Origin of the sequence: Flavobacterium pokkalii, assembly GCF_014596575.1 — a bacterium.
Lineage (GTDB): Bacteria > Bacteroidota > Bacteroidia > Flavobacteriales > Flavobacteriaceae > Flavobacterium > Flavobacterium pokkalii.
In genome coordinates this window covers 42,629-68,491 of sequence record NZ_NASZ01000012.1, presented here as the reverse complement: position 1 = coordinate 68,491, position 25,863 = coordinate 42,629, and the positions used below count along the sequence as shown (strand labels likewise).

Here is a 25,863-nt window from a genome sequence, read left to right as displayed (position 1 = left end):
ATATGAGTAAACAACAACAAGCAGCCGTAGAGGCAACTTACTTTAGTATAATAGGAAATACCTGCTTAGCAATTATAAAAGGCTTAGCAGGTTTTTTTGGCAATTCTTATGCCTTAATTGCTGACGGAATAGAATCTACTACTGATATTTTTGCTTCGCTTTTAGTTTTGTTTGGAATAAAATATTCTAACCGACCAGCAGATGAAAATCATCCGTATGGACATGGACGTGCTGAGCCTTTGATTACTTTTTTGGTGGTTGGTTTTTTAATCACTTCGGCTACTGTTATTGCTTATGAAAGTATCGCTAATATTCAGGCGCCACATGATTTGCCTAAATCATGGACTTTGTTTGTGTTAGGTGCCATTATTATTTGGAAAGAGTATTCTTTTCAGAAAGTAATGAAGCGAAGTATTGAAACCAATAGTTCTTCTTTAAAGGCCGATGCCTGGCATCATCGTAGTGACGCTATTACTTCGGTGGCTGCTTTTATAGGTATTTCTATTGCTTTAATTTTAGGTAAAGGTTATGAGTCGGCTGATGATTGGGCGGCACTTTTTGCTTCCTGTTTTATTTTTTACAATAGTTACTTGATTTTTCGTCCTGCTTTGGGCGAAATTATGGATGAACATTTGTACGATGATTTAATCGAGCATATCCGAATAGTAGCTTTAAATGTTGATGGAATTATTGCTACAGAAAAATGTTTTATCAGGAAATCAGGGATGAAATACCATGTAGATTTGCATGCAGTTGTTGATGCTCAAATTACGGTCAAAAGAGGGCATCAGCTGGCGCATATTCTTAAAGATACGTTGCGAAAAGAAATTCCGGAGTTGGGTCATGTTTTGATTCATATAGAACCGGATGATGAGTAGTTTGTAGTGACAAATAATCAAAAAAAACTTCCTAAGATTAAGCTTTTAGGAAGTTTTTTTTGATAATTATATTAAAGAGTATTCGGTGGCTTTGTTGGAAAGTTCCATCAGGTTTTTGACTTTTAACTTTTTCATCAGGTTAAAACGGTGTACTTCGGCGGTACGTTTACTGATCTCCAGAGCTTCGGCAATTTCTTTATTTCCTTTTCCGGACAATAATAAAGTAAGGATTTCTTTTTCTCTTTTGGTAATTGTTAAATCTTCAGCCAGAGTCGGTTTAGGTTCTAAAGAAGCCGTTGTATTCGTTAATTGATTAATTAAAATAGAGGAGATGTCTCCGGTGAAATATTTTCCTCCGTTGGCTACAGCATGCAGTGCTTTCAAAAATTCTTCTTTGCTGGAACCTTTTAATAAGTAACCGTCGGCACCTGCTTTAATTGATTTTAAAACATATTCTTCCGATTCGTGCATCGATAGTACAATGATTTTTACGGGATTATTTTGATTGCGTAATTTTTCAACCACTTCAATTCCTGTGTGATGTGGCATTCTGATATCAACAATTAATAAGTCAGGGTTAGTAGTTGCAACCACTTCTAAAGCCTCTTGTCCATCAGTTGCTTCTCCAACTACAACAATGTTTTTTTCGCTTTCTAAAAGTGATTTGATACCATCTCTTACAAAAAAATGATCATCAGCAAGGACAACTCGAATGGTTTGATTCATAACTTACTTATTTTTAAGAATATAAAATTTACGTATTTAGTCAAAAGTAGTGCAATATACGTATTTTTTACGTATTTTTTCTAGTGTTATATCGGAATATTGAAAGTAATTCGGGTTCCTTCTCCGGGAATAGAGTTGATAAATACTCTTCCGTTGATGTATTGCACGCGTTCTTTCATGAATAATAAGCCCATTCCGGACTCGCTATTGCGCTTTTTTTCTACAGTATTAATGTCAAATCCTTTTCCGTTGTCATCTATGGTAATACTAAGTATTTTGTTACTGTGGGAAAGTTGCACAATAATATGTGACGAGTCGGCATATTTTATAGCATTGTTTATCGCTTCCTGAGTTAAACGGTAAATGTTGATTTCGATTAATGAATCCAGTCTTTGATCAAAATCGGTTTTGTTGTAAAACTGAACATTTTTACCGGTTAATTTGGCTAATTCCAAAGTTAGTTTGGCTATCGAGGAAACAATTCCATGATCGCTCAATTCGGGCGGCATCAGGTTGAATGTGGCGGTACGGACTCCTTTGATAATATCAAGCGAAAGTTTTTTTAGATATTCGATTTTCTGAGCCGATTTTTCTTTGTCATCCAAATTAATACTTTCCAGACTAAACTTCAATCCGGTAAGCATTTGTCCGATTCCATCATGAATTTCGCGTGCAATTCGGTTTTGTTCGTTTTCCTGGTTTTCAACAATTTTGCTTGAAATAATTTTTTGCTGATTTACCTTTTCAATGATGTTTTCTCTGTTAAGGCGTTCTACTTCCAGCTCGGCATTTTTACGAACGGTAATATTAAAACAAATCACTAGTAATTCGGATTCTTCTTTGCGAATGCGAACCGGAATCATAGACATGTCTAGCCATAGTTTGTTGCCGTATCTATCGGTGGTGTTGAGTTCGCCCTGCCAGCCGCTTCTTTGTTTGTCGGCAATAATGCGGTCGATTTCCAGTTGCTCTTTTTCTACGGCTGTAAGTGCTTTTGCAAAGCTTTTGTCGGAATCAAAAGAAGGGTTGTATTGCAATAATTTGGCGAATTTTTCCCCCATGTGAATGATTTTTCCCTGCGGACTGATGCGGCAATACAATAACGTATTTTCCATCGCAAAATTCAGCGACTTCAATTCTTTTACTGAATTTTCTTTGATGATACTAATAGCTTCGGTGTCGCGTGCCAGTTTGATAGCTCTTTTTTCTGAAATTAATAATTTAGAAATTAAGAGTTCAATTTTTTTATTAGTAGGCTTAAAAATATAAAGGAATTCTAAAAGCAAAACCAATAAAGTAAAGCTTAAAATGCCGTATTCAATGTTGCGTTGGCGGGTTACTTTTTCTAAGGCTTCGTGTTCATATTGCCCTACAATAACATTCATTTTGTCTAAAAATACAGCAACATTGTCCAAAATAGTTTTTACTTCAGCCTGATTTGTATTCTCGTTACGATTGCGGATGCTGTTGTTTAAATAGTTTCGGGTGGCCTTGTCAATGTTGAGGACATTCGGTTTAATGTCTTTGAATAAAGCTAAAAGCATCTGACTTTTTTCGCTGGGAAAATGAAGACTGTCGTTTCCTTTTTCTAAAGCCAAATGGGTTGATTTCCAAAGTTTCAGTGTTTTTCGGATGTTGGAAATTGCAGCTTCTTTATTCGAATCAATACTGGAAGAATTCAGGATAAGAATTTCTTTGGCTAATTTTTGACTCAGCATACGTTGTTTTCCCGAGATATTTATCAGTCGGGAATCATTAAGCTGGCTGCTAATGTTATGCTGAATGAGCAACTGACTCAAAAGAATCGTAATGGCAATAGTAATTAAAGCAAACAGATACATTTGCTTTAATTTTTTAAAATTTAGATTTTCAGAAAACGCTTTGGCTTCTTTTATCATACTAATGTTTAATTACAATCCCAGCGCGTCTTTTATTAATTGTAGATTTTCAGGGCTGTAGCTGATTTGTAAAGCCGCCTGATGTCCTTTGTCGGACATTTTGTTCCATGTCTTAAGGATAATGTTTTTAAGTTTTTCGGTGTCGTGTTTTTCGACAAAAGGAGCTAAATAGTATTCCAGAAAAACTAAACAAATAACATCTTCTAATAGTTGGGTTTCTTCGTCTTTTTTAAGTAGTTTTTTTTCGATTAAGAAAGAAACTCTGGCGATAAAATCCTCGTCATAACCTGCTTTTTCCAGAATGGTTGCGGTAGTTTTGGCGTGGAATTTTTTTAACTCTTCGCGCCATTTTAAGTAACCTACACGATCCATTGGGTAGGATTCGCGGGCTATTTTCCATCGGCAAATGTGTTGTGCTTTAGCCGCGATTTGGACTGCTTCGGAAGCATTAGGATAAAAATCCATAAGTTTTGCATACATTCTATCAGAGTATAATAGTTCTTTTGGAAAACTTACGGATTCGTGTATTTCTGTGTTTGGATCTTGTGCGTTTTCGGCATCAATCCATTCGATGGCTTTTTGAAATTTTGAGGCTGTCATTTGTCGTATTTGTTTAATACTTCAAAGATACATATTTAATTTAATCAATAAAGCCAACAAATACCTCGTCGCCTACTATTTTTACAGGGTAAGTGGCAATTGAGTAATCTTCTCCGCTCAAACAGGACCCATCAACCAATGAAAAGGTTTTTTTGTGCATTGGGCAGGCAATTTTTGGAGTTTCTTCGGCTGAACCAAGCATTCCTCTTGAAAGTAACATTTCCATTTTGTGAGGGCAGGCATTTTGGCAGGCATACCAGGTATTTCGGCGGGTAAAGTTAAATACGGCAATTTGTTTGTTTTTGTATTTAATACAACCACCTCGGTTAGTTGGGAAATCTTCAACGGTTCCTGCTTTAAACCAAATTTTTACATCTTCCGGTAGTACTGTTTTATATTCGCTTAAGATATTTTCCATGGTGTTATTTTTTTATTTTATGTACCTATCCTCAGTGTAAATTATAATTGTGTTGTGAGTTTTGTGTAATACTTACAATGAGCAACAAAGAGGATAGGGAACATAGAAGTTGATATTTTAATTCTTTTGATTTGATAATTACCAGGCTTTTGGCATTTTTTGATCTCTTAACGGTACAAATTCGATGTTGTCATCTTTTTCGTCACTGTTAACAAAATGGCTGAAACGTTTTAATAATCTTGGTTTTTCTAATACTTGTTTCCATTCGCATTCGTAAGTGCCAACCAGTTTTTCCATTTCTTTTTCCAAAGTTTCACAAAGACCTAAGCTGTCTTCGATAATCACTTCTTTTAAGTAATCCATTCCGCCTTCCAGTTTTTCTAACCAGGTTGCTGTTCTTACTAATGGTCCAGCTGTTCGGATGTAGTACATTAAGAAACGATCTAAATATTTGATTACGGTTTCACGATCAATTTGTTCCGCCAAAAGTACCGCGTGTTTCGGATTGGCTCCTCCGTTTCCACAGATGTATAAATTCCATCCGCCTTCTACGGCAATTACTCCAAAATCTTTTCCTCTGGCTTCGGCACATTCACGAATACAAGCCGAAACTCCTCCTTTTAATTTGTGCGGAGAACGGATTCCTTTGTAGCGGTTTTCCAATTCAATGGCAAATCCGGCGCTGTCGTCCATTCCGTAACGACACCAGGCGTTTCCTACGCAGCTTTTTACCGCTCTTAATGATTTTCCGTAAGCGTGACCACTTTCAAAACCGTTTTCGATTAGGATTTTCCAAATTTGAGGTAAATCACTTAAATGAGCTCCGAATAAATCTACACGTTGTGCTCCGGTAATTTTGGTATATAAGTCGAATTGTTTCGCAACTTCACCAATAACGATAAGCTTTTCAGGAGTAATTTCTCCACCGGCTACCCTTGGTACAACCGAATAAGTTCCGTTACGTTGAATGTTAGCTAAGAATCGGTCGTTAGTGTCCTGAGTGGTTACGTGTTTGTTAGCTGTGTCGTTATAAATACTGGAGAAAATTGAAGCGACAACAGGTTTACAAATTTCACAACCGTCTCCGGAACCATGATGGTCAATTACATCAAAGAAATTAGTGTGTTTGTTAATTTTAACTAAGTCAAATAATTCCTGACGGGTGTAAGCAAAGTGTTCGCAAATTACATCTTTTACTTCTTTACCCATACTGATTTGGGTTTCTTTTACCAAATCAATAACCATTGGTTTACATCCTCCGCAACCTGTTCCGGCTTTGGTACATTTAATAACATCGGATAATGAATCGCAACCTTCTTCTGTGATGGATTTGCAGATAGTTCCTTTGGTTACATTTTCACAAGAACAGATAACTGCGGTATCCGGTAAATCCATTACGCTTCCTAATGAAGTGCTTTCGCCGCCTCTTGCTCCTAAAATAAGGTCTTCAGGATTTTTAGGAATAGCCATTCCGTTAATGTAAATTTGATATAAGCTATTATAATCGCTGGAATCACCTACCAAGATTCCTCCTAATAATTTTTTTCCGTCTTTAGAAATGTTGATTCTTTTGTAAATTCCGGTTAATTTGTTTTCGTAAACAATTGGAGTGCCGTCTTGGTGTTCGATAAAAGGATCTCCGAAACTGGCTACTTCAACTCCAATTAGTTTTAATTGAGTGGACATGTCGATAGACTCTCTCATGGTTTTTTCGCCTTGCATAATTTGCTCGGCAGCCACATCGGCCATTTCGTAACCAGGAGCCACTAATCCGTAAATCATGTGATTGTATAGTGCTACTTCTCCGATAGCGAAGATATTTGGGTCAGAAGTTTGCATTTTGTTGTTCACTACAATTCCGCCGCGAACACCTACTTCAAGACCTGCGCTTCTTCCTAGTTCGTCTCTTGGTTTAATACCGGCCGAAATAACCAGCATATCTACTTTTAGTAATTCTTCTTCTTCAAACATCATTCCGGTAATGGCATTATCACCATCAATGAATTGCGTTGATTTACTTAAGTGAATTTTGATGTTTAATTCTTCAATTTTAGAGCGAAGCATGTTGCTGGCACCTTTGTCTAATTGTCTTGGCATTAAACGCGGAGCAAATTCTACTACGTGAGGATTTAGTCCTAAATCGCGAACTGCTTTTGCAGCCTCAAGACCTAATAATCCACCGCCTAATACAGCTGCTTCGGTAGCGCCATTCTTTTTTATTTTTGAAGCATAAGCCATGATGGCGTCAAGGTCTTCAATGGTTCTGTAAACAAAAACACCTTCTTTTTCTACCCCTTCAATTGGTGGTACAAAAGCAGACGAACCTGTCGCTAAAACTAAATAATCGTAAGAATGGATTTTATCCAAATGTGTTGTAATTGTCTTGTTTTCTTTGTTGATGTCAATTACTAATTCGGAAGTGTTTAGTGTGATATTATTTTCTTCGTACCATGTTGCTGTTGACATGGATAAATCTTCAGCTGTTTTTCCTGCAAAATATTCGCTTAGGTGAACGCGATCATAAGCGCGTCTTGGCTCTTCTCCAAATACGGTAATTTGATATTTTTCCTGTCCTTGTTTCGAAATAAATTTTTCACAAAATTTGAAACCTACCATGCCGTTTCCGACTACAATTATTTTAATCATAATATCATTATTAAGTATTACGAAGCAAATATACGTATAAATACTTATTTTAAATACTTAATTTTTATTTTTTTGAGTGGATTTGAGAAATTATGAAAAGGAAGAAGATAAAATATAGATTGTGTAAAAAAACGGCATCTGATTTTTTTATTTTTAATCAAAAGATAAGTTTGAGGTGTTTTTTTGAGCTTGTGTTTTCTTTTTTTAGGTAATAAATCAGTGTTGTGCTGTTTTTTTTAGGGGGTAATACTAAAAAAGCATCAAAACTTTAAAATGGTTTCGATGCTTTTGTTTTAAAAAAATGGTTGATTGTGTTAAGTAGTATTACTTAATTTTTCGTAAAATATTGTTTTTGAAACCAAAAAGCCAAATTTACTAGAGCTATCAAAGCGGGAACTTCGACTAAAGGGCCAATTACGCCTGCAAATGCCTGTCCGCTATTGATACCAAAAACACCAATGGCTACCGCAATAGCTAATTCAAAATTATTTCCAGTGGCAGTAAAGGCAATGGCAGTGCTTTTAGAATAATCTGCGCCAAAATATTTGCCAATAAAAAAACTAACAACAAACATGATGGTAAAGTAAATAACAAGAGGAATGGCTATTCGAACAACATCCATCGGAATTTGAACAATCAAGGCGCCTTTCAGGCTGAACATTATAATAATAGTGAATAATAATGCAATTAGAGTGATAGGAGAAATAATAGGTACGTATTTCTTTTGAAACCATTCTTCTCCTTTGACGTAAATCAAAAGATATCTGCTGATAATGCCTAAAGCAAAAGGAATTCCTAAATAGATACCTACGCTTTCGGCTATTTGAGCAATACTAATGTTGACTTCAAAACCTTTGTATCCAAAATAAGGAGGAAGTATGGTGATGAAAATATAAGCATATAGACTATATAAAAGTACCTGAAAAATACTGTTTAAGGCAATGAGTCCGGCGGCATATTCGCGGTTTCCGTCGGCAAGATCGTTCCAAACAACTACCATGGCAATACATCGGGCTAATCCAATTAAAATTACACCAATCATGTATTCCGGATAGTCATTCAGAAAGGTTAGCGCTAAAAAGAACATCAGAACTGGTCCGATAATCCAATTTAATAATAAGGAAGCGCTTAAAACTTTGGTGTTTTTAAATACGGAGCTCATTTGTTCGTATTTTACTTTGGCTAAAGGCGGATACATCATTAATATAAGTCCTATGGCTAAGGGAATATTGGTTGTTCCGCTTGAAAAGGAATTGATAAAACCACTGCTTGATGGAATAAAATTACCGATGGTAACTCCTAAAACCATAGCGGCGAATATCCAAAGTGTTAAATAGCGATCCAGAAAACTGAGCTGTTTTCGATGAACGGTGGGTGTGCAATTATTGGCTGACATATTTATTTTTGAATTTGAGCAAAGACATAGAATAATTCGGTGGCAATCTGAAGGCTTCTTTCTTCGTATTTTTCAGCTTGTTGTGCTGTATTGTCAAAGGCCTTTGGGTCTTCGTAAGTTATGGGGATACGTTTTTCGGCTCCGGCAATAAACGGGCAACCCTGGTCAGCGCTGGAGCAGGTTAAGATTGCTGCAAATTCGGATTGCGGATTAAAACTGTTGTCGAAAGTTTTTGAAAAACCGATAATCGGATGTGTGTTTTCGTTGTGTTTTATACTGTAAACGGGATTGTTTCCCTGTGAGATGGTTTCAATTTGAAAACCTTGTTTGCTTAAAGTTTGAGCGGCCATTGGAAAAAGAGCTGTAGCTTCTGTTCCTCCGGAATAGCAAAAAGTATTTTTAATGCTGTAAAAAGCAGCCGCAGTCTGCGCCCAAACCTGAGATAAATGACTTCTTCTGGAATTGTGTGTGCAGATAAAATTAAGCCTTATTTCCTGTTGGTTTGTGACTTTTAACTGGATGTAGTCAATTAATGGTTGTAAAATAATTTTGCGTTCGGCTGTTATACTTTCGAAATTTAGCTGCTGTATTGTTTTTTCGATTTCGGGAAATAATCTTGTTTGTGTCAGGTTCATTTTAATGTGATTTAGTGTTTTGTAATTTAGCAACAACCTCCACCCGGAGTACAGCAGCTGTTTTGTGACTGGATGTCAGAAAGTTTGATTCTTGGTTTAGCAGCCGGGATTCCGCATTGGTCTTCGGCTAAGCAGGCTGTTTTTTTGTTTAACAAAAGAAAATCTTTTCCGTTAAATCCTAAGTCATATTTTCCAATGGTTTCTGATTGGTATTCTACTTCAATTTCGAAATCGCCAATTCCCAGTGTCTTTTCGGATAATGCGATAATGTCTAAAAGTTTTTTTGGTTTTAAACGATGGTCAAAGTCGTTAGCATTCCACAATTGAAAATTGACAACTTTTTCGTTACGAACAGTACCGCCACAATCAATAAAGTTTTTGGTGATGAGTCCAATTTCGGTTACGTGGAAGTGTTCCGGAACCGGAGTTCCGTTTTCTAATACAAAAGCAACATTTTCGATGTTGTTTAAAACGGTTTTGATTTCTGAGAGTTTCATGATTTTGTGTTTTTAAATTAGCAACATTGATTTTTTTGATTTTCCAAATGTTTATCGACGTACTGGAAAAAGTTTTTTATTTTGTTAAAACCATTTTCATCCAGACAATAACAAATAGCGTTTCCTTCAAAACTTCCTTTGATTAAACCGGCATTTTTTAGTTCTTTCAGATGTTGAGAAACCGTTGGTTGCGCCAGAGGTAGTTCATTTACAATGTCTCCGCAAATACAACTGTTAACTTTGATAAGATGTTGGATAATGGCTATACGCGCCGGATGACCAATTGCTTTAGCCAGTGTTGCCAGTTCATTTTGTTCGTCTGTAAAATGGATTGTTTTAGTTGTTCCCATTGTTATATGTTTATATTGCAATATTACGATAATAAATTGAAAATAAGTGTTTAATTTTATATAAAAAAATAAGCCTCTTAGGAAAATTTTCTGAGAGACTTGTTATTTAATTATTTGATTTTTATATCATTGCTTTAGGGATAGCGTGGTAACCAATAGATTTTACTGCTTTTTCTATATCTTCAATACTGATGACTTTGTTGGTGAAAACAGTAAATTCTTTCGGAAAAATGGAATTGTTAATTTGTACATCGTTTATACCGTCTATTTTTAAGAGTTTGCTTTTGATTTCAATTAATTCAGTTTCTTCAATAGCATTGGTGCCAAAAGTTTTTCCGTGTTCACCAGGTATGATGTTTTCGTTCAATAAGCTCATAATGTGTACATTTTAAATTGATATTAATTGTGATAGCAATAGCTTTTCTACGTTAAATTTAAGCATTTATCTTGTATTTTGTCGTAAAAGAAGTCTCAATTTTTTGTGAATTTTGAGCTAATGTTGTTAGTTTGATCTATTGGTTATGAAATTATTTTTTAGAAAATATAAAAGCCACAACGGTGAAGTTGTGGCTTTTAAGTAATGTATAGGTTTTGTTTTTATTTAGTCGTTGTAAACGTTAGAACCGTGTTCGTGGATGTCTAGTCCGTCGATTTCTTCTTCTTTAGTTACTCTTAAACCGATTGCTTTTTTAAGGATGAATAGAACTACAAATGAAGCAGCCATAGCCCATGCACCAATAGCAACAACACCGGTGATTTGAACTCCTAGTTTTGCAAATCCACCTCCGTAAAGTAATCCTCCGTCAGTAGCAAATACCCCTACTAGGATTGTTCCTAAAGCTCCACATACACCGTGTACTGAAACAGCTCCAACTGGATCGTCAATTTTAAGTTTTTTGTCGATGAATTCGATTGAGAAAACTACAGCAATACCACAGATTAATCCAATCCAGAAAGCACCCATTGGACTTACAGCAGCACAACCAGCAGTTACACCTACTAAACCAGCTAAAACACCATTTAATGTCATAGAGATATCTGGTTTTTTGTAGATAATCCAAGTCACAAACATTGCAGCTAAAGCTCCAATTGCTCCTGCTAAGTTAGTTGTGATGAAGATTCCGGCTACAGCTACAGCGTTATCTCCAGAGATAGCTAATTGAGAACCTGGGTTGAATCCGAACCATCCCATCCATAAGATAAACACTCCTAAAGCTCCTAACATAATGTTGTGTCCGGGAATCGCGTTTGAAGTTCCATCCGCGTTATATTTTCCAATTCTAGGTCCTACCATTGCGGCAGCAACTAATGAAGCCCATCCTCCTACAGAGTGTACTACAGTTGAACCGGCAAAATCAGTGAAGCCCATTCCGGCTAACCATCCACCGCCATTCCATACCCAGCTTCCTGAGATAGGATAGATTACTAATGTCATTAATAATGAGAAAAATAAATAGGTAGTGAATTTTGTTCTTTCAGCGATAGCTCCAGAAACGATTGTTGCAGCAGTTGCAGCAAATACCGTTTGGAAAAATAAACTGTGCATGTCAGCAGCTGAGTCAAATAATAAGCTTGGTGTTCCGATGAAACCTCCAATTGAATCTCCGTACATTAAAGAGTATCCTATCACCCAGAAAGCAATACTGCCAATACAAAAATCCATTAAGTTTTTCATGATAATATTTCCAGTGTTTTTTGATCTGGTGAAACCAGCTTCTACTAAAGTAAAACCAGCTTGCATGAAAAATACTAAAATTCCGCAGATCAATACCCACATTAAGTCTAATACAGCATTCGTATCCATAATATATGTTTTATAAGTTAATTATTGTTTTTAAGTGTTTTTTTAGTTTACAGCGTCTGTCCCTTTTTCTTTAGTTCTGATACGGTACGTTTCAATGATGTCAGAAACGAAGATTTTTCCATCTCCTACCATTCCTGTTCCGGCTGCATTTAAAATTGCGTCAACAGTTCTTTCTAAAAAAGGATCAGAAACTACTATTGAAATATATCTTCTTTGAATGTCTGTAGTGCTATAAGTGATTCCTCTGTATACGTGTCCTTCTTTTTCGTTACCAACTCCAGTAACATCCCAATAGGTAAAAAAGTTAACCTCGATTTGGTGCAAAGCTTTTTTTACTTCTTCAAATCTTGATTTGCGTATCACTGCTTCGATTTTTTTCATAATAAATGGGTTTTAAATTGATTTATAGTAAAAGTTTTGTATGTTATTCGGTTTTTAAAGATTTCTAATTGGATTACGGAATCGTTTGGTTATGATTCTTAAAGTTTTTTTGTTTTTTCATTTCCAAGATTATTATTGTTATTAAAATTTAGCTTCTTTAAGTCTTTAATCTTATTTTAAAAATTAAAGATTCTTAATAATTTCTTATTTTGTTATTGATAATGGCGAATTTATTAACTTTTGCTTTAAAAAAGATAAAGATTTAGCATTATTTACTCAAAAAGTCGAATAATTGTTAATTACCGAAAATCGAATTCGATTATATGGATTATTATTAATTTGAGCTCTTTAATTTTGATTAATTCATAATTTAATTTTTAGTATACCTATTAAAAAACAGGGGGTGTTGTGTGTTTTTTAGGTTTTATTTTTGATTTTTATTTGATTTTTATTTGATTTATTTGGTTTTGGTGTCAAAAATATAGGGGTGTTTGGTTTTTTGTTGTGTTTTTTATTGTGGTGAATTGCTTGAAGATTGAACCTTTGTTTGGAAAATGTAGATTTTGATTTGAAATGGCTGAAGTTTGGGCTTTGTTAGTTCTTTTTTGGAGGAATTGAAATACTTGAAGAACCGTTTAGTGGATAATTTTGAATAAAAGGGAATTTCTAAATACCGCTTTTAGGATTAGCTAATTTTAGAAAAGAAAAGGGAAGAATGGAGTACAAAAGAAAAACCCTTTTAGGAGAACCTAAAAGGGTTTGTTAAGTATTGTTTAGAAAAGTAAAAACTACAGTTTTGGCATATTGGTCGCAAGGGTTTCAATAAACTTTCCAATAGGACCTTTTACCATCATCGCCATCATGGGATTGAAGCTACCTTCAAAATCCAGTTTGACATTGCAGGAATTTGTAGCAACACTTTCAATATTTGTGATAAGTGTAAATGGAACTTTATCACTTGCTGCGCCAAATACAATTTTGTTAGGAGCTGTTTTCTCTTTGAGTTTTAATTGGATTTCAGGCATTCCTTTTAAACCAAAAAGAAAAGAATCTTCTCCGATAACTTCAAACTTAGCAATGTTTTCAGGCATTAATTTTTCGAAATTTTTCATATCGGTCAATAAATCGAACAATTCCTGAGCCGATTTTTCAACACTTACCTTTGGACTTTCTAAGTTCATGTTATCTTTTTTGATTAATCTTTATACTGCTTGTCCCCAAGTAGAAGGAGTTATACTCCATTCTCTTAAAGTACTTTCTTCTTTTTCTGTAATGTATTTTTTAGCTACGGCAAGATTTAGAAGATTTTGGTAGTTGCTCAAAGTGTATAAATCCAGTTTGGCTTTTTTAAAGTTTTCTTCGGCAACATCAAATCCATAAGTAAAAATAGCGGCCATACCTTTAATATTAGCGCCGGCAGCTTTTAAAGCTTCTACAGCCATCAAACTACTGTTTCCGGTACTGATTAAATCTTCAACAACAACTACATTTTGTCCTTTTTGAAGAAAACCTTCCACTTGATTTTGGCGACCGTGTTTTTTTGCTTCCGGACGCACATAAACAAATGGCAATCCCATGCTTTCGGCAACAAGCATTCCTATTCCGATAGCTCCGGTTGCTACTCCGGCAATAACATCTGGTTTCCCAAATTGTTTCTCAATATTTTTTGCAAATTCATCTCTCACATAATTTCTTATGGCAGGAAATGAAAGTATTAGACGGTTATCACAATATATAGGTGATTTCCATCCGGAAGCCCATGTAAAAGAATTTTCAGGATTCAATTTAATTGCATTTATTTGTAAAAGCAATTCGGCTGTTTTTTCGGCTGTATCTTTATTAAAAATCATAGTACAAATGTATAAAGTTTTTGTGAACGACAAACCACTTTTTTTGACAAATAAAATCTCCAAAGAGACCGATTTTCAGTTGTTTTTGTTGGAAAGTATTGATATAAAGCAAATTATAGTTAAAATTTTTCAAAATAAAATTCAAAAGGCCTATCTCTATCATCCTGATGAGAAGGAGATTATGAAAACTTTGAAAGCTAAAATTCCTGTAAATAAAGCAGGTGGCGGATTGGTTTATAATAAAAAAGGAGAGGTGCTGTTTATTTTTAGAAACGGGAAGTGGGATTTGCCAAAAGGAGGTGTCGAAAAAAAGGAAGAAATTGAGCAAACGGCTATTCGCGAAGTAGAAGAAGAAACCGGAGTAACGAATTTGAAAATTACCAACAAACTCCAAAAAACGTATCATATTTTTAAACGAAACGGAGTTTATAAGTTGAAAATTACCCATTGGTTTGAAATGCAAACCGATTTTGAAGGAACGCCTCAGGGACAATTAGAAGAAGGAATTGAAAAAGTAGCCTGGATTCCTCCTAATGGAATTTCGGAAGTTTTAAAAAATTCCTACGAAAACATCAAATTGTTATTTGAAGAAGAGAATATTATTCGTAGTTAGAAAGCAGTTTGCAGAAGGCAGTCGGCAGAACGCAAAAAGAAAACAGATTTCAGATTAGAAGTTTATATTTCTAATCTGATTTTTTTTACAGATAGTTTGCATTCCGCATTTTGCCAATTGCTTTCTGAATTCTGCCTTTTGACGACTGAAAACTGCGGACTAAAACATTACCTTTGCTGCATGAAAAATCATCATCCTAAAAATATACTTTCTAATTTGGGTTTCGAAAACCTGAATGAAATGCAACAAACAGCTCATGATGTTATCTTAAATGATGCGAATGTGTTGTTATTGTCGCCTACAGGTTCCGGAAAAACACTGGCTTTCTTATTACCAATATTGGAAATGCTTCAGCCCGAAATCCTTTCGGTACAATGTTTAATCATAGTTCCTTCGCGAGAATTGGGTTTGCAAATTGAACAGGTTTGGAAAAAAATGGGAACGGCTTACAAGGTAAATGTATGTTACGGAGGGCATTCGATGGAGACAGAAATTAAGAATTTAAGTAATCCACCGGCTGTTTTAATTGGAACTCCTGGGCGAATTGCCGATCATATTGAAAGAGGAACTTTCCGTTTGGATAAAATTCAAACTTTAATTTTGGACGAATTTGACAAGTCACTCCAATTGGGTTTTCATGAGCAAATGTCTTTTGTCATTGGCAAATTAGCAAAGGTAAATAAGCGGATTCTGGTTTCAGCAACTTCTGATATTGAGATTCCAAAATATACCCGCGTGGTGAATCCAATAGTTTTGGATTTTATTCCGGAAACCGAAGCTGCGTCTAATCTTTCTACGAAACTGGTTGTTTCCAAAGAGAAAGATAAATTAAATACCTTGTTTCAGTTGCTTTGTTCGTTGCAATCCGAATCGGCAATTATTTTTTGCAACCACCGTGATGCTGCCGAACGGATTAGTGATTCTTTGAACGAAAAAGGAATTTATTCGACCTATTATCATGGCGGAATGGATCAGGAAGAACGCGAACGGGCTTTGATTCAGTTCAGAAACGGAAGTATGAGCTATTTGGTAACCACTGATTTGGCTGCCCGCGGCCTTGATATTCCCGAAATGAATCACGTAATTCATTATCATTTGCCATTAAAAGAAGATGAATTTACCCATAGAAATGGGCGTACGGCGCGTATGACGGCTACCGGAACGGCTTATATTATTGCACACGAATCGGAGAAAAAAATGGATTATGTGGATTATGAAAATCTGGAGATTTTTTCCGTTGAAAATGCAAAATCCCTACCGAAGCCACCGCGATTTCAAACCATTTATATTAGTGGCGGAAAAAAGAATAAGTTGAACAAGGTGGATATTGTAGGCTTCTTTTCTCAAAAAGGAAAATTGGAAAAATCGGATTTGGGGTTAATTGAAGTAAAAGATTTTGTTTCGTTTGCCGCTGTAAAATTTTCAAAAGTCAAAGATTTATTATATCGTCTTAAGGGCGAAAAAATGAAAGGCAAGAAATTTAAAATTCAGGTGGCTCGTAATGTGATTAAGAAAGTTACTGAGTAGTTTTCAGTCGGCAGAAAGCAGGAGGCAGAATTTAGACTACAGGCAATAAAAAAAGCAGATTTTCAGTAAAATATATTATCTGAAATCTGCTTTCTAATTTTTATGTTTAAACTTGAGTACTGCGTTCTGCTGACTAAATTTTCTTCACGTATTGTGTAATGATTACTATCATTTGGCCATCCACTTTTCCTTCAATATATTCGGCGTTTTCATGGTCTAAGCGAATGTTTCTCACGGCTGTTCCCTGTTTGGCAATCATGCTGGAACCTTTTACTTTTAAGTCTTTGATTAAAACGACTGAATCTCCGTGTTCCAAAATTACTCCGTTGCTGTCACGGTGAATGATTTTGTTTTCATCGTCTTCACCTTCTCCGGTTGCTTTGGCCCATTCAAGAACTTCGTCTTCCAGATACATCATGTCCAGTAATTCCTGAGGCCAGCCAGCCGAACGCAAACGACTTAACATTCTCCAGGCTACCACCTGAACAGCAGTGTGCTCGCTCCACATGCTGTCGTTTAAGCATCTCCAGTGGTTTAAATCTTCATTTCCCGGATTTTCGATTTGGTCTTTACAAGTAGGACAAACGAAAATAGCTTCGTCAATTCCGCCTTTTTTGGTTGGAAGTACCTCGTACACTTTTAAGTTTTCTGTGGCACCACAAAGTTCACATTTTCCTCCGCTGCGTTTATTTAATTCTCTGTCTAAGCTCATTTTTTATTTTTTTGGCGAATGTACAGTTATTGAGTACTTTTTGCAAGTTTTGTCTCTAGTAATTAGTTCTTAGTCCCTAGTCCTTAGTTCTGCCTTCTGATTACTGAACACTGAAAACTATTTCACTCTAACCGCTTTAGGAACTAATAATTCATATTCCCCACCATGACGCAATACATCGCGCACAATGCTGGAACTGATATAAGAAGTACTGGCAGCTGTTAATAAGAATACCGTTTCTATTTTGGATAAATGTCTGTTGGTGTGGGCAATGGCTTTTTCGAATTCGAAATCGGCGGGATTACGCAAACCACGCAGAATGAAATTAGCACCAATCCTTTTGCATAAATCAATCGTTAAGCCTTCATAAGTAATCACCGAAATTTTAGGTTCGTTTTTGAAAGTTTCTTCAATAAAGCGTTTTCTTTCTTCGAGTGGAAACATGTATTTTTTTTCAGCATTAACCCCAATAGCAATAACGATTTCATCAAAAAGAGGAATTCCTCTTTTGATAATATCTTCATGACCTAAGGTAATAGGATCAAAAGATCCCGGAAATATGGCTTTTCTCATTTTTTTGAGTTACTAAGATTCTGGAAGGCTAAGGTACAAAGTTTTTTAGAAGTTATTTTTTGTAATACCATCTGTTTAGTTTATGAATAATTTTTTGTAGGGTAATTTTTGTATATTTGAAAAAGTAAATTAAAATTTTATTGTTTAATTTTTTAAAAAGTATAATAAATATGACGAAGAGATACCCTTCTAAAGTTTCATTTGGTTTACTGATTTTTATTTTTCTATCCTTTTTTGGACAGCTAATTTTTAATTTGATAAATGGACAATTCGATGAGAAACTGTTGAAAGTAGGGATAATGTTATTAGTTGTTTTTATTTTTATTTTACATCTGTTTTTTAAAACCGAATATATTGTTAGCAATGGTCAACTTGATGTAAAATGTGGCTTTTTTTCATATGGACCAATTTCAATTGAAGAAATAAAGGAAATATCAAAAACAAGAAGTATAATTTCATCACCTGCACCTTCATTTGATCGAATTGAAATTAAATACGGAAAATTTGATTCAATAATAATTTCTCCTAAAGACAAGTTCGGTTTTGCGGAAGAATTAGTAAAATTGAATCCTAAAATTAAAAATAATCTAGTTAAAAAATAGCAGCTCTTTATGAGATTGCTTCGTTCCGATAGCTATCGGAACGAAGCAATAACAAAAATGAGGAGAAAATATTTTCTAATCAAAACAATAAAAACACAAAAGCCACTATCTAAGTGGCTTTTGTGTTTATTTAATTTCTAAACAGGCTATTTCAGTATAGCTGTCTGATTGGATGAATTCCTCAATTATTCGTTTTCTTGAATTAATAATTTCAGCCAGAAAGTCTGTCTTTGTATTGCCAAAACGAAACCAAATTATTTTAGGAGGATGCCCTTTGAAATTTGATAAATCAAAAAAATCTGCATCGAATGTTATAATGGTGTATTGATTCTTTTTGGCAAATTCCCAAATTTCTATATCGGAGTAATTTTCAATTCCAAGTTGTCTGACTTGTTTTGCTTCGGGAAAATTAATTTCAATTTTGGAAATAATTCTAAAAGAAATATTTTGATCGAATAATAATTTCACGATGCAATTTGAATTTTGTGTTCCCTATCGGCGGCATAGGAAAGACAGGCTCTAATTTGGTTTTCGTTAAGTTCCGGAAAATCTTCAATAATATCTTCAAAAGACATTCCGTTTGCTAACCAATTTAAAACATCAAAAACGGTAATTCTGGTACCGATGATTGAGGGTTTTCCAAATCGGGTTTCAGAATTTATGGTGATATATTGTTTGTAATCAATCATATTGCATTGTTTTTTACAAAGTTAATGAAATAATTAGTTCGTTGACCAGATTTAAAGATTCTGTATTGATGCTAAAATAAAAAGCCACAGCTTTAAAAGATTAATCCGTACTAATCCTTTAAATCTGTGGCTAAAAATATTAAGCTAGTGCCAATTCAATAGCATTAGTAAATAAATCAGTCAAAGTGATTCCTGCTGCAGCTGCCTGTTGCGGAATCAAACTTTCGGTGGTTAATCCCGGAATGGTGTTCATCTCCAGCATATGTGGCTCTTCGTTCACAATAATAAATTCAGAACGAGAGAAACCTTTCATTTTCAATACTTCGTAAGCACGCTTAGCAACAGCGCCTACTTTTTGAGTCATTTCGTCTGAAAGTCGGGCAGGAGTGATTTCCTGAGATTTTCCCTGGTATTTGGCCTCATAATCAAAGAAATCATTTTCAGAAACGATTTCGGTAATTGGCAATACGATAATTTCTCCTTTGTAGTTGATAACACCTACCGAAACTTCTGTTCCGTCCAGGAAGCTTTCAATGATGATTTCGTTGTCTTCTTTGTAAGCGGTTTCGATGGCGACAGGCAATTCGGCTTCGGTTTTTACCTTTGAAATTCCGAAACTGGATCCTGCTTTGTTTGGTTTTACAAAACAAGGCAAACCTACTTTGTTGATGATTTCGTCAATTTTTATTTCGTCTCCCTGATTTAAATAATAAGAAATTGCTGTTTTGATTCCATAAGGTTTTAAAACCGAAAGTAAATCTCTTTTATTGAAAGTCAAAGCAGCTTGGTAATAATCGCAGGATGTTTGCGGAATGCCTAATAATTCAAAATAAGCCTGCATTAATCCGTCTTCGCCCGGAGTTCCGTGGATGGCGTTGAAAACACAGTCAAAACTTGTTTTTTTTCCATCAACAGTAACCGAAAAGTCGTTCTTGTCAATTGGGAATTCGTTATCGGCATCGTCTACATAAACCCATTTTTCTTTGAAAATATGGATGCGATAACCTTTGTATTTGGTTTGATCTAAAAATTTGTAAACTACGTTACCGCTAATAAGTGATATCTTGTACTCACTGGAATAGCCGCCCATGATGATGGCAATGTTTTTCATTTAGTTTCGTTTGTATGATAAATATCGATTTTTTTAGCCCCGATAGCTATCGGGAAAGCTCCTAATCTTGGCTATGGCTGAGGTTAAGGCGCATAAAACAAAATTATCATTTTTTTTGAAACGAAATAGCTTTATCTTTGACACCTATAAAAATTATTCTATGAGTTTACGTAAATACTTAACAAGTCGCGTTTTTTTTACACAAGTCTTTTTGGCCGCTTTAATTATTGCCGTTTTAGGTTATCTTTTTATGCATTGGTTGACTTTTACCACCGATCACGGACATGAAATTACGGTTCCGGATTTAAGAAAATTAACCGAAGAACAAGTGGAAGAGAAATTGGACGAATTGGACTTAGACTATGTTTTGTTGGACAGCGTAGATTACCGAAGTGATTATCCAAAATTTAGTGTGGTACAGCAGGATCCTTTACCGGGCGAAAAAGTAAAAGAAGGCCGTAAAGTATATATTAAAATTAACAGTTCCGGTTTTTCATCGGTGAAAGTGCCTGATTTGATTGAGAAAACGTATCGTGAAGCAGTACCCACTTTAAGAGCTTTAGGACTGGAAGAAGGAACAATTACGTATATTCCAAATCTTGGAAAAGATATGGTTTTGGAAATGCGTTACAAAGGAAGAAATATAAAACCGGGCGACCGTGTTTTGAAATCCTCTAAAATTGATTTAGTTTTAGGAGACGGAAAAGCGAGTTATGAAGAAGATATTGTAACCGATACGATTGCCAACCCAACAGAAGAATTGCCGAATGAACAATAATATTGAGTCGATTGAATTAGAGGAAGACGAATTATTTGAACATTATAAGTTTGAAGTTCCTAAAGGGCAGGCCTTTTTAAGAATTGACAAATATTTGATGGGATTGATTCCTAATGCTACCCGAAATAAAATACAAAATGCGGCTACCGAAGGGAATATATATGTCAATAATGTGCAGGTAAAATCCAATTATAAGGTCAAGCCTTTTGATATTATTACTATAATGTTGACACATCCACCTTTTGAAAACCATGTGTTGCCAGAGGATATTCCGTTGAATATTGTTTATGAAGACGAAGCATTGCTTTTAATCAATAAAGAACCAGGGTTGGTGGTGCATCCTGGGCATGGAAATTACACAGGGACTTTGGTAAATGCCTTGGCTTTTCATTTTGAAAATTTACCTATGAACAGCAGTGAGCGTCCTGGATTGGTTCATCGAATTGATAAGGATACTTCGGGCTTGTTGGTTATTGCTAAAACTGAGGCGGCTATGACCCATTTGGCCAAACAATTTGAAGCCAAAACTACTGAAAGAGAATACGTAGCCCTAGTTTGGGGAAATGTCAAAGAAGACAGTGGAACGATTGAAGGAAATTTGGCCCGTCATTTGAAAGACCGAATGCAAATGGCAGTTTTTGACGATCCCGAGATTGGAAAACCAGCGATAACCCATTATAAGGTTTTGGAGCGTTTTGGTTATGTAACTTTAGTTTCTTGTATATTGGAAACAGGAAGAACACACCAAATTAGAGCCCACATGAAACACATCGGACACCCTTTGTTTAATGATGAGCGTTACGGAGGACATTTGATTCTAAAAGGGACTACTTTTACCAAATACAAGCAGTTTATAGATAATTGTTTTAAAGCTTTGCCAAGACAGGCTTTGCATGCTAAAACACTTGGTTTTGTGCACCCAAACACCGGTGAAATGATGCGTTTTGATACGGAACTTCCGGATGATTTTAAGGAATGTATCGAAAAATGGCGCAATTATTCGAAGTCTCATCAAGCTGAAGAAGAGGAGTAATTTTCTTCGTTTATAAAGAACTAAAAATCCCGTTTTGAAATTTCAAAACGGGATTTTTGTGATTTGATTTGGTGTAAATTATTTCCGGATGATTATTTTATCCACGGAAATATAGTTTCCGCTACTTCCAAATTCCGTTCCATCTTTTTTGTACCAATTACCGTGTTTGCCTAAAACGGTTACTATAAATTTATAGTTTCCTTTTTTTAATATAGGACTTAAATATTTTAAAGAAGATTCCGGGTATTTGCAATACATTTCAATCATTTGAGAATGAATGGTTTTCCCTGTTTCGTCTTCAATTTCAATTTGTGCATAGCCACCATTTGGACGTGCGACTCCGAACAAACCAATTTGTATTCCTTTGAAATCAATTGAAAAAGTAGCGCCTTTTTCATCAGAAGATTTGTCTGAAAAGGAATCATTTGAAGAGTTTTGTGTTTTCCAAAGTCCGGAATAGTGAATTTTTTTGTTATCAGAATTAGGGATAATTTTTCCTTTTAATTTTGATTCCGACCATTGTCCGGTTACAAGATTGATTTGCCATTTTTGTTTGTAATCAGGTAGCCTAATTGTTTTCCCGGAAACCATAAGGGGTTGCCAAACATAAGTGGCTGCCGATTTTTGATGTGGAAAAGCCCAACGGTCTCCTGCAAATAAATAAGAGCTGTCTTTGCTGCCTACAATTGGCAAGACAAAAGTAGATTGAGAATTCCAAGTTAAGGAGTCTTTTGGGGCAAAATTGCCATGTGATTCCCAAGGTCCTTTTAAGGATGTTGCTGTAAAATAATAATTATCGTTACGTTCCCAAGACGTTAGTCCTGAACCCATCCAAAAGTAAATATTGTCTTTTTTAAATATTACTGGCGCTTCACAATGAGAAGTCATATCTTTTACAAGCTGTTTAGTGACACTTTTATAATCATCACTTAGTTTATATAGATTTCCAGAATGTGTAATGATGTATCCGCTTCCGTCCTCATCCTGAAAAACACCCATGTCCCATTTTTTTATAGGTTCACCATTAAACAAAATTGGTCCTTGAAAAGTATATTCTCCATTAATTGTTTTTGAAGTTGCATAGCCTACACATTGGTCTTTGTATTTCAAATCGTCAGTATGCATATACATGATAAACTCGCCGGTTTTAGGGCATTTCAAGACTTTTGGTCTTTCGCCAATACGATGGGAACCCAATTTCCCAGATTTCTGAACCGGAAGTGCTATTTTTTCAAATTTCCAATTGTATAAATCTTCAGAGGAATAACAGCTAAAACCAGTAAAGTCAATTACATCATCGCTTTTATATTCTCCAAAAAGATAATATCTGTTATTCTCTTTTGTGATTCCTGCACCATGAGCACTCACCGTATTTCCATTTTGGTCAAACCAGGGAATTCCGGAATAAATGGCGTCTATTTTGTTTTTTTGGCCCCACGCCAAAATTGAAATAATTAAAAAAGATATTGTGAAGAACATCTTTTTATCGTCTTTTAAAAGCATCAGATAAATTGAATTAAGAAATTATTTTACTGTAAAATTCAAAACATTTTCTTGAATGAATTTTTCTTTTCCTTCTACTTTTTCGGCAGTTACATTTTTTAGCGAAATGTTACGAATAGGTAATTCTTTTTCGCCCAAAATTCGAGAAATAAATTTTACGTCTTTTGCTTTTACATTTTTCAGATAAACATTAGCTATTGGTGTTAATTTGCGCTCAATAGTTGGAACTAAATCTCTCCATTGGTACAATACATCGGTTTCGATTCCTAGGATTCCTAAGTCAATTTTACCCGAAGTAACATTTTGAATATAGATATTGTTCACATATCCGCCGCGGCGTTCATTAGTTTTGATAAACAAAAGATGATTGAGTTTGGCTCCGTCAATTACATTACATTTTTCAACAAAAACATTTTCTATTCCACCGGATAATTCACTTCCAAGGGCTACCAATTGATGTCCGTTTTTTACAGTCAGATTTCGGATAATAATGTTTTTTGAGGGTGTTTTTAAACGCCAGGCATCCTGATTTCGTCCTGATTTAATCGAAATTGCATCATCGCCTTGATCCAAAATACAGTTTTCAATCAGTACATTTTGTGACATTTCGGGGTCAATTCCGTCGTTGTTGTGACCATGGGCATAGACTTTGATTCCTCTTATCACAATATTTTTTGAAAGATAGGGATGAACCGTCCAAAAAGGACTATTGGTAATGGTAATGTTTTCCATCAAAATGTTTTCGCAACGATTAAACTGAACAAATTGCGGACGGAAATTGGCTGTTCCGTTTACCATTTGGCGCTCTTCTACGGGTTTGTAATAAGAAGCCATCATGTATAAATTTTTTAAATTTTCCATGTGTTCTTTAGGTCGGGAAAACCATTTTTTCCACACATCCATTTTTGCTTTTATTTCTCCTTCACCTGTAAGTGCAACATTTTTACATTGGTAAGCATAAATCAAAGGCGAATAATTATAGCATTCCATTCCTTCCCAAGTGGTGTGAACAGCAGGTAAATAATCATTTGGATCCTCAGAAAAAAGCAATAAAGCTCCTTTATTTAGGTGTAGATTGACATTACTTTTTAAATGTACTTTTCCGGTAAGCCATTCACCTTCGGGGATAATTACATTTCCACCGCCTTGTTTATTAGCCTCGTCGATGGCTTTAGCTATAGCTTGGCTTGTTTTTATTTTATCACCTTTTAGGGCTCCAAAATCGGAGATAATAAAATTGGGGCATTTGCTAAAATCCGGCATGTTAATTTTAGTGGTGCCAAAGGGTGCTTTTACTTTTATTCGCTTAATTGCTACTTTAGAAGAATCAGTTTTAAAAGAAAAAAGACAAAGTATTAAGGTACTGTAAATAAAAAAATTTTTCATCCGGGAGTTTTAGGTTAATTATGCTGTGAATAAAATGGTTGCTGTTCAATTCTAATTCCGTTTTTTGTGGAAAAACACAAAAATATAAAAGCATTTTTCTAAAAGTATCCTGTTATAAAACCAGACACCCTGCCTAAATTATTCTAAGCAGGGTGTTTTTTGGGTTTGTAATTTAATTTAAGAAGCGGGTTCTAAATGCGTACTGATGGCAATTCTGTTCCAGGCATTGATGGTAATCACCGCCATGATAATTTGAGCAATTTGCTTTTGATCGAAAAATTGTTCCGCTTTTGCATAGGTTTCTTCAGATAAACCTTTGTTAGTAATTAAGGTGATTTCTTCTGTAATAGCCAGAATTACTTTTTCTTCTTCTGTGAATAACTGGGTTTCACGCCAGGCGTTTAAAAGAAAAATGCGTTGGGTGGTTTCTCCGTATTTAAGCGCGTCTTTAGTGTGCATGTCTATACAAAAAGCGCATCCATTGATTTGAGAAGTACGAATTTTAATGAGTTCTTTCTGGATTTTAGACAATTGTGTTGTAGCTAAATAACCTTCTAAAGCATACATTGCTTTGAAAGCTTGTGGTTCTGTTTCGTTAATGTTTACTCGCATAATTGTTGTTTTATATTTTGAACAAAGCAAAGTTCAGCATTAAGAAACAGTAAAAACTTAAACTGGTTTAAGAACGCTTCTTTTTTCTGATTTCGCTTAAATATTCCGGTGAAAAACCGAGGAATGAAGCTATCAGATATTGAGGGATACGCTGGACAAATTCGGGGTGATTTTTACAAAGATGCTCGTAAAATTCTTCTTTCGTAAAGTCATATAAATATTTTATTCTCATTTGCGAAGCAGCATAAGCGCGTTGATAGATAAATCTGAAATAACGTTCCATTTTAGGGAATTGTTCGAGTAATTTTTCCTGAGCATTACGGTCTAAAACCAAAATTTCCGAGTTTTCTACGGCTTGGATGTAAAACGAAGTAGCTAATCCGTGTTCGAAAGCTATATTATCTGTAATCCACCAATTTTCAATAGCAAATTCGGTGGTTTGTTCGACTCCTTTATCATTGATGAAAAATTTTCTCAAGCAACCTTTTGATACAAAAAAATGTTGTTTACAGATGTTGCCTTCCAAAAGCAGATTCTCTTTTTTATTCACTTTAATTATTTTGAAATAATGCTTCATTGCATTGAAATCTTCATCGCTGATTAAAGTGAATTTACAGATATGTTTTTTTAAAACTTCATGCATGA

The 25,863-nt window shown here is 35.1% G+C and carries 29 protein-coding genes; 6 read left to right on the top strand and 23 right to left on the bottom strand.

Translation table 11 applies throughout. The annotated features are described in order from the left end of the window. The first annotated feature begins 2 nt into the window (after nt 1-2). On the top strand, nt 3-878 hold the full coding sequence (locus tag B6A10_RS09180) for a cation diffusion facilitator family transporter (protein ID WP_055090017.1): 876 nt from the start codon (nt 3-5) through the stop codon (nt 876-878). A 66-nt stretch (nt 879-944) separates the two neighbouring features. Here B6A10_RS09180 and B6A10_RS09175 read toward each other — a convergent pair whose 3' ends face one another. From B6A10_RS09175 to pyrE, 14 genes are all read right to left on the bottom strand, one after another. Continuing rightward, complete coding sequence (locus B6A10_RS09175; RefSeq protein WP_188220646.1) at nt 945-1,604, bottom strand: response regulator transcription factor; 660 nt, start codon at nt 1,602-1,604, stop codon at nt 945-947. 86 nt (nt 1,605-1,690) lie between these two features. Beyond that, nucleotides 1,691-3,502, bottom strand: a complete 1,812-nt coding sequence (locus tag B6A10_RS09170) for a sensor histidine kinase (RefSeq protein ID WP_188220645.1) — start codon at nt 3,500-3,502, stop codon at nt 1,691-1,693. Between the two features lie 12 nt (nt 3,503-3,514). Next, nucleotides 3,515-4,102 (bottom strand): DUF4202 domain-containing protein, encoded by a 588-nt coding sequence (locus tag B6A10_RS09165; RefSeq protein WP_188220644.1) that lies wholly within the window; start codon nt 4,100-4,102, stop codon nt 3,515-3,517. Between the two features lie 40 nt (nt 4,103-4,142). Further along, nucleotides 4,143-4,520, bottom strand: a complete 378-nt coding sequence (gene nirD, locus B6A10_RS09160) for a nitrite reductase small subunit NirD (RefSeq protein WP_026714478.1) — start codon at nt 4,518-4,520, stop codon at nt 4,143-4,145. 138 nt (nt 4,521-4,658) lie between these two features. After that, entirely contained in the window at nt 4,659-7,166 is a 2,508-nt protein-coding gene (gene nirB / locus B6A10_RS09155; RefSeq protein ID WP_055090025.1) for a nitrite reductase large subunit NirB, read from the bottom strand. A gap of 328 nt (nt 7,167-7,494) precedes the next feature. After that, on the bottom strand, nt 7,495-8,562 hold the full coding sequence (arsB, locus tag B6A10_RS09150; protein ID WP_188220643.1) for an ACR3 family arsenite efflux transporter: 1,068 nt from the start codon (nt 8,560-8,562) through the stop codon (nt 7,495-7,497). Nucleotides 8,563-8,564: 2 nt separating this feature from the next. Continuing rightward, entirely contained in the window at nt 8,565-9,197 is a 633-nt protein-coding gene (locus tag B6A10_RS09145; RefSeq protein WP_188220642.1) for an arsenate-mycothiol transferase ArsC, read from the bottom strand. A 26-nt stretch (nt 9,198-9,223) separates the two neighbouring features. After that, complete coding sequence (locus B6A10_RS09140) at nt 9,224-9,694, bottom strand: DUF6428 family protein (RefSeq protein ID WP_188220641.1); 471 nt, start codon at nt 9,692-9,694, stop codon at nt 9,224-9,226. Between the two features lie 17 nt (nt 9,695-9,711). Next, nucleotides 9,712-10,044 carry an ArsR/SmtB family transcription factor gene (locus B6A10_RS09135; RefSeq protein WP_055090033.1) on the bottom strand — a complete coding sequence of 111 codons (333 nt, stop codon included), beginning with the start codon at nt 10,042-10,044 and terminating at the stop codon, nt 9,712-9,714. Between the two features lie 121 nt (nt 10,045-10,165). Further along, nucleotides 10,166-10,420 carry a heavy-metal-associated domain-containing protein gene (locus B6A10_RS09130; protein ID WP_026714484.1) on the bottom strand — a complete coding sequence of 85 codons (255 nt, stop codon included), beginning with the start codon at nt 10,418-10,420 and terminating at the stop codon, nt 10,166-10,168. 225 nt (nt 10,421-10,645) lie between these two features. Further along, nucleotides 10,646-11,848: an ammonium transporter gene (locus B6A10_RS09125; RefSeq protein ID WP_188220640.1), complete on the bottom strand. Its 1,203-nt coding sequence runs from the start codon at nt 11,846-11,848 to the stop codon at nt 10,646-10,648. 42 nt (nt 11,849-11,890) lie between these two features. After that, nucleotides 11,891-12,229 (bottom strand): P-II family nitrogen regulator, encoded by a 339-nt coding sequence (locus tag B6A10_RS09120; protein WP_026714486.1) that lies wholly within the window; start codon nt 12,227-12,229, stop codon nt 11,891-11,893. Nucleotides 12,230-13,017: 788 nt separating this feature from the next. Beyond that, entirely contained in the window at nt 13,018-13,410 is a 393-nt protein-coding gene (locus B6A10_RS09115) for an SRPBCC family protein (protein WP_188220639.1), read from the bottom strand. Between the two features lie 21 nt (nt 13,411-13,431). After that, nucleotides 13,432-14,079, bottom strand: a complete 648-nt coding sequence (gene pyrE, locus B6A10_RS09110) for an orotate phosphoribosyltransferase (RefSeq protein WP_188220638.1) — start codon at nt 14,077-14,079, stop codon at nt 13,432-13,434. Between the two features lie 7 nt (nt 14,080-14,086). Between pyrE and B6A10_RS09105 the strand changes: the two genes are divergently transcribed. Further along, nucleotides 14,087-14,692 (top strand): NUDIX hydrolase, encoded by a 606-nt coding sequence (locus B6A10_RS09105; protein WP_055090046.1) that lies wholly within the window; start codon nt 14,087-14,089, stop codon nt 14,690-14,692. Between the two features lie 180 nt (nt 14,693-14,872). Next, nucleotides 14,873-16,219, top strand: coding sequence for a DEAD/DEAH box helicase (locus B6A10_RS09100; RefSeq protein WP_188220637.1), 1,347 nt, complete (start codon nt 14,873-14,875; stop codon nt 16,217-16,219). Nucleotides 16,220-16,352: 133 nt separating this feature from the next. Here the strand turns inward: B6A10_RS09100 and B6A10_RS09095 are convergent, their stop codons facing one another. Together B6A10_RS09095 and coaD are read right to left on the bottom strand one after the other, a co-directional pair. Then, nucleotides 16,353-16,931 carry a PhnA domain-containing protein gene (locus B6A10_RS09095; protein WP_188220636.1) on the bottom strand — a complete coding sequence of 193 codons (579 nt, stop codon included), beginning with the start codon at nt 16,929-16,931 and terminating at the stop codon, nt 16,353-16,355. Between the two features lie 117 nt (nt 16,932-17,048). Next, nucleotides 17,049-17,504, bottom strand: coding sequence for a pantetheine-phosphate adenylyltransferase (gene coaD, locus B6A10_RS09090; RefSeq protein WP_055090052.1), 456 nt, complete (start codon nt 17,502-17,504; stop codon nt 17,049-17,051). 170 nt (nt 17,505-17,674) lie between these two features. Here coaD and B6A10_RS09085 point away from each other — a divergent pair, with 170 nt between their 5' ends. Beyond that, nucleotides 17,675-18,106 (top strand): PH domain-containing protein, encoded by a 432-nt coding sequence (locus B6A10_RS09085; protein WP_238929387.1) that lies wholly within the window; start codon nt 17,675-17,677, stop codon nt 18,104-18,106. 126 nt (nt 18,107-18,232) lie between these two features. Here the strand turns inward: B6A10_RS09085 and B6A10_RS09080 are convergent, their stop codons facing one another. The 3 genes from B6A10_RS09080 to B6A10_RS09070 form a co-directional block, all read right to left on the bottom strand. Next, complete coding sequence (locus B6A10_RS09080; RefSeq protein WP_055090055.1) at nt 18,233-18,574, bottom strand: DUF5615 family PIN-like protein; 342 nt, start codon at nt 18,572-18,574, stop codon at nt 18,233-18,235. After that, nucleotides 18,571-18,795 (bottom strand): DUF433 domain-containing protein, encoded by a 225-nt coding sequence (locus B6A10_RS09075; protein ID WP_055090057.1) that lies wholly within the window; start codon nt 18,793-18,795, stop codon nt 18,571-18,573. The genes B6A10_RS09080 and B6A10_RS09075 overlap by 4 nt, the downstream gene beginning before the upstream one ends. Before the next feature lie 139 nt (nt 18,796-18,934). Then, on the bottom strand, nt 18,935-19,906 hold the full coding sequence (locus B6A10_RS09070; protein ID WP_188220635.1) for a D-alanine--D-alanine ligase: 972 nt from the start codon (nt 19,904-19,906) through the stop codon (nt 18,935-18,937). Nucleotides 19,907-20,066: 160 nt separating this feature from the next. Between B6A10_RS09070 and B6A10_RS09065 the strand changes: the two genes are divergently transcribed. Next, entirely contained in the window at nt 20,067-20,684 is a 618-nt protein-coding gene (locus tag B6A10_RS09065) for a PASTA domain-containing protein (RefSeq protein WP_026714495.1), read from the top strand. Further along, nucleotides 20,674-21,717, top strand: coding sequence for an RluA family pseudouridine synthase (locus B6A10_RS09060; RefSeq protein WP_188220634.1), 1,044 nt, complete (start codon nt 20,674-20,676; stop codon nt 21,715-21,717). The genes B6A10_RS09065 and B6A10_RS09060 overlap by 11 nt, the downstream gene beginning before the upstream one ends. Before the next feature lie 78 nt (nt 21,718-21,795). On the opposite strand, the gene B6A10_RS09055 is transcribed toward B6A10_RS09060, so the two are convergent. The 4 genes from B6A10_RS09055 to B6A10_RS09040 all read right to left on the bottom strand — a co-directional run bounded on the left by B6A10_RS09055 (nt 21,796) and on the right by B6A10_RS09040 (nt 25,861). Then, the gene (locus B6A10_RS09055) at nt 21,796-23,160 is read right to left on the bottom strand and encodes a family 43 glycosylhydrolase (protein WP_238929386.1); all 1,365 of its coding nucleotides are present in this window, start codon (nt 23,158-23,160) and stop codon (nt 21,796-21,798) included. Nucleotides 23,161-23,241: 81 nt separating this feature from the next. Beyond that, nucleotides 23,242-24,606: a glycoside hydrolase family 28 protein gene (locus B6A10_RS09050; RefSeq protein ID WP_188220632.1), complete on the bottom strand. Its 1,365-nt coding sequence runs from the start codon at nt 24,604-24,606 to the stop codon at nt 23,242-23,244. Nucleotides 24,607-24,783: 177 nt separating this feature from the next. Next, nucleotides 24,784-25,218, bottom strand: coding sequence for a carboxymuconolactone decarboxylase family protein (locus B6A10_RS09045; protein ID WP_188220631.1), 435 nt, complete (start codon nt 25,216-25,218; stop codon nt 24,784-24,786). A gap of 67 nt (nt 25,219-25,285) precedes the next feature. Next, on the bottom strand, nt 25,286-25,861 hold the full coding sequence (locus B6A10_RS09040; protein ID WP_188220630.1) for a Crp/Fnr family transcriptional regulator: 576 nt from the start codon (nt 25,859-25,861) through the stop codon (nt 25,286-25,288). Nucleotides 25,862-25,863 lie beyond the last annotated feature (2 nt).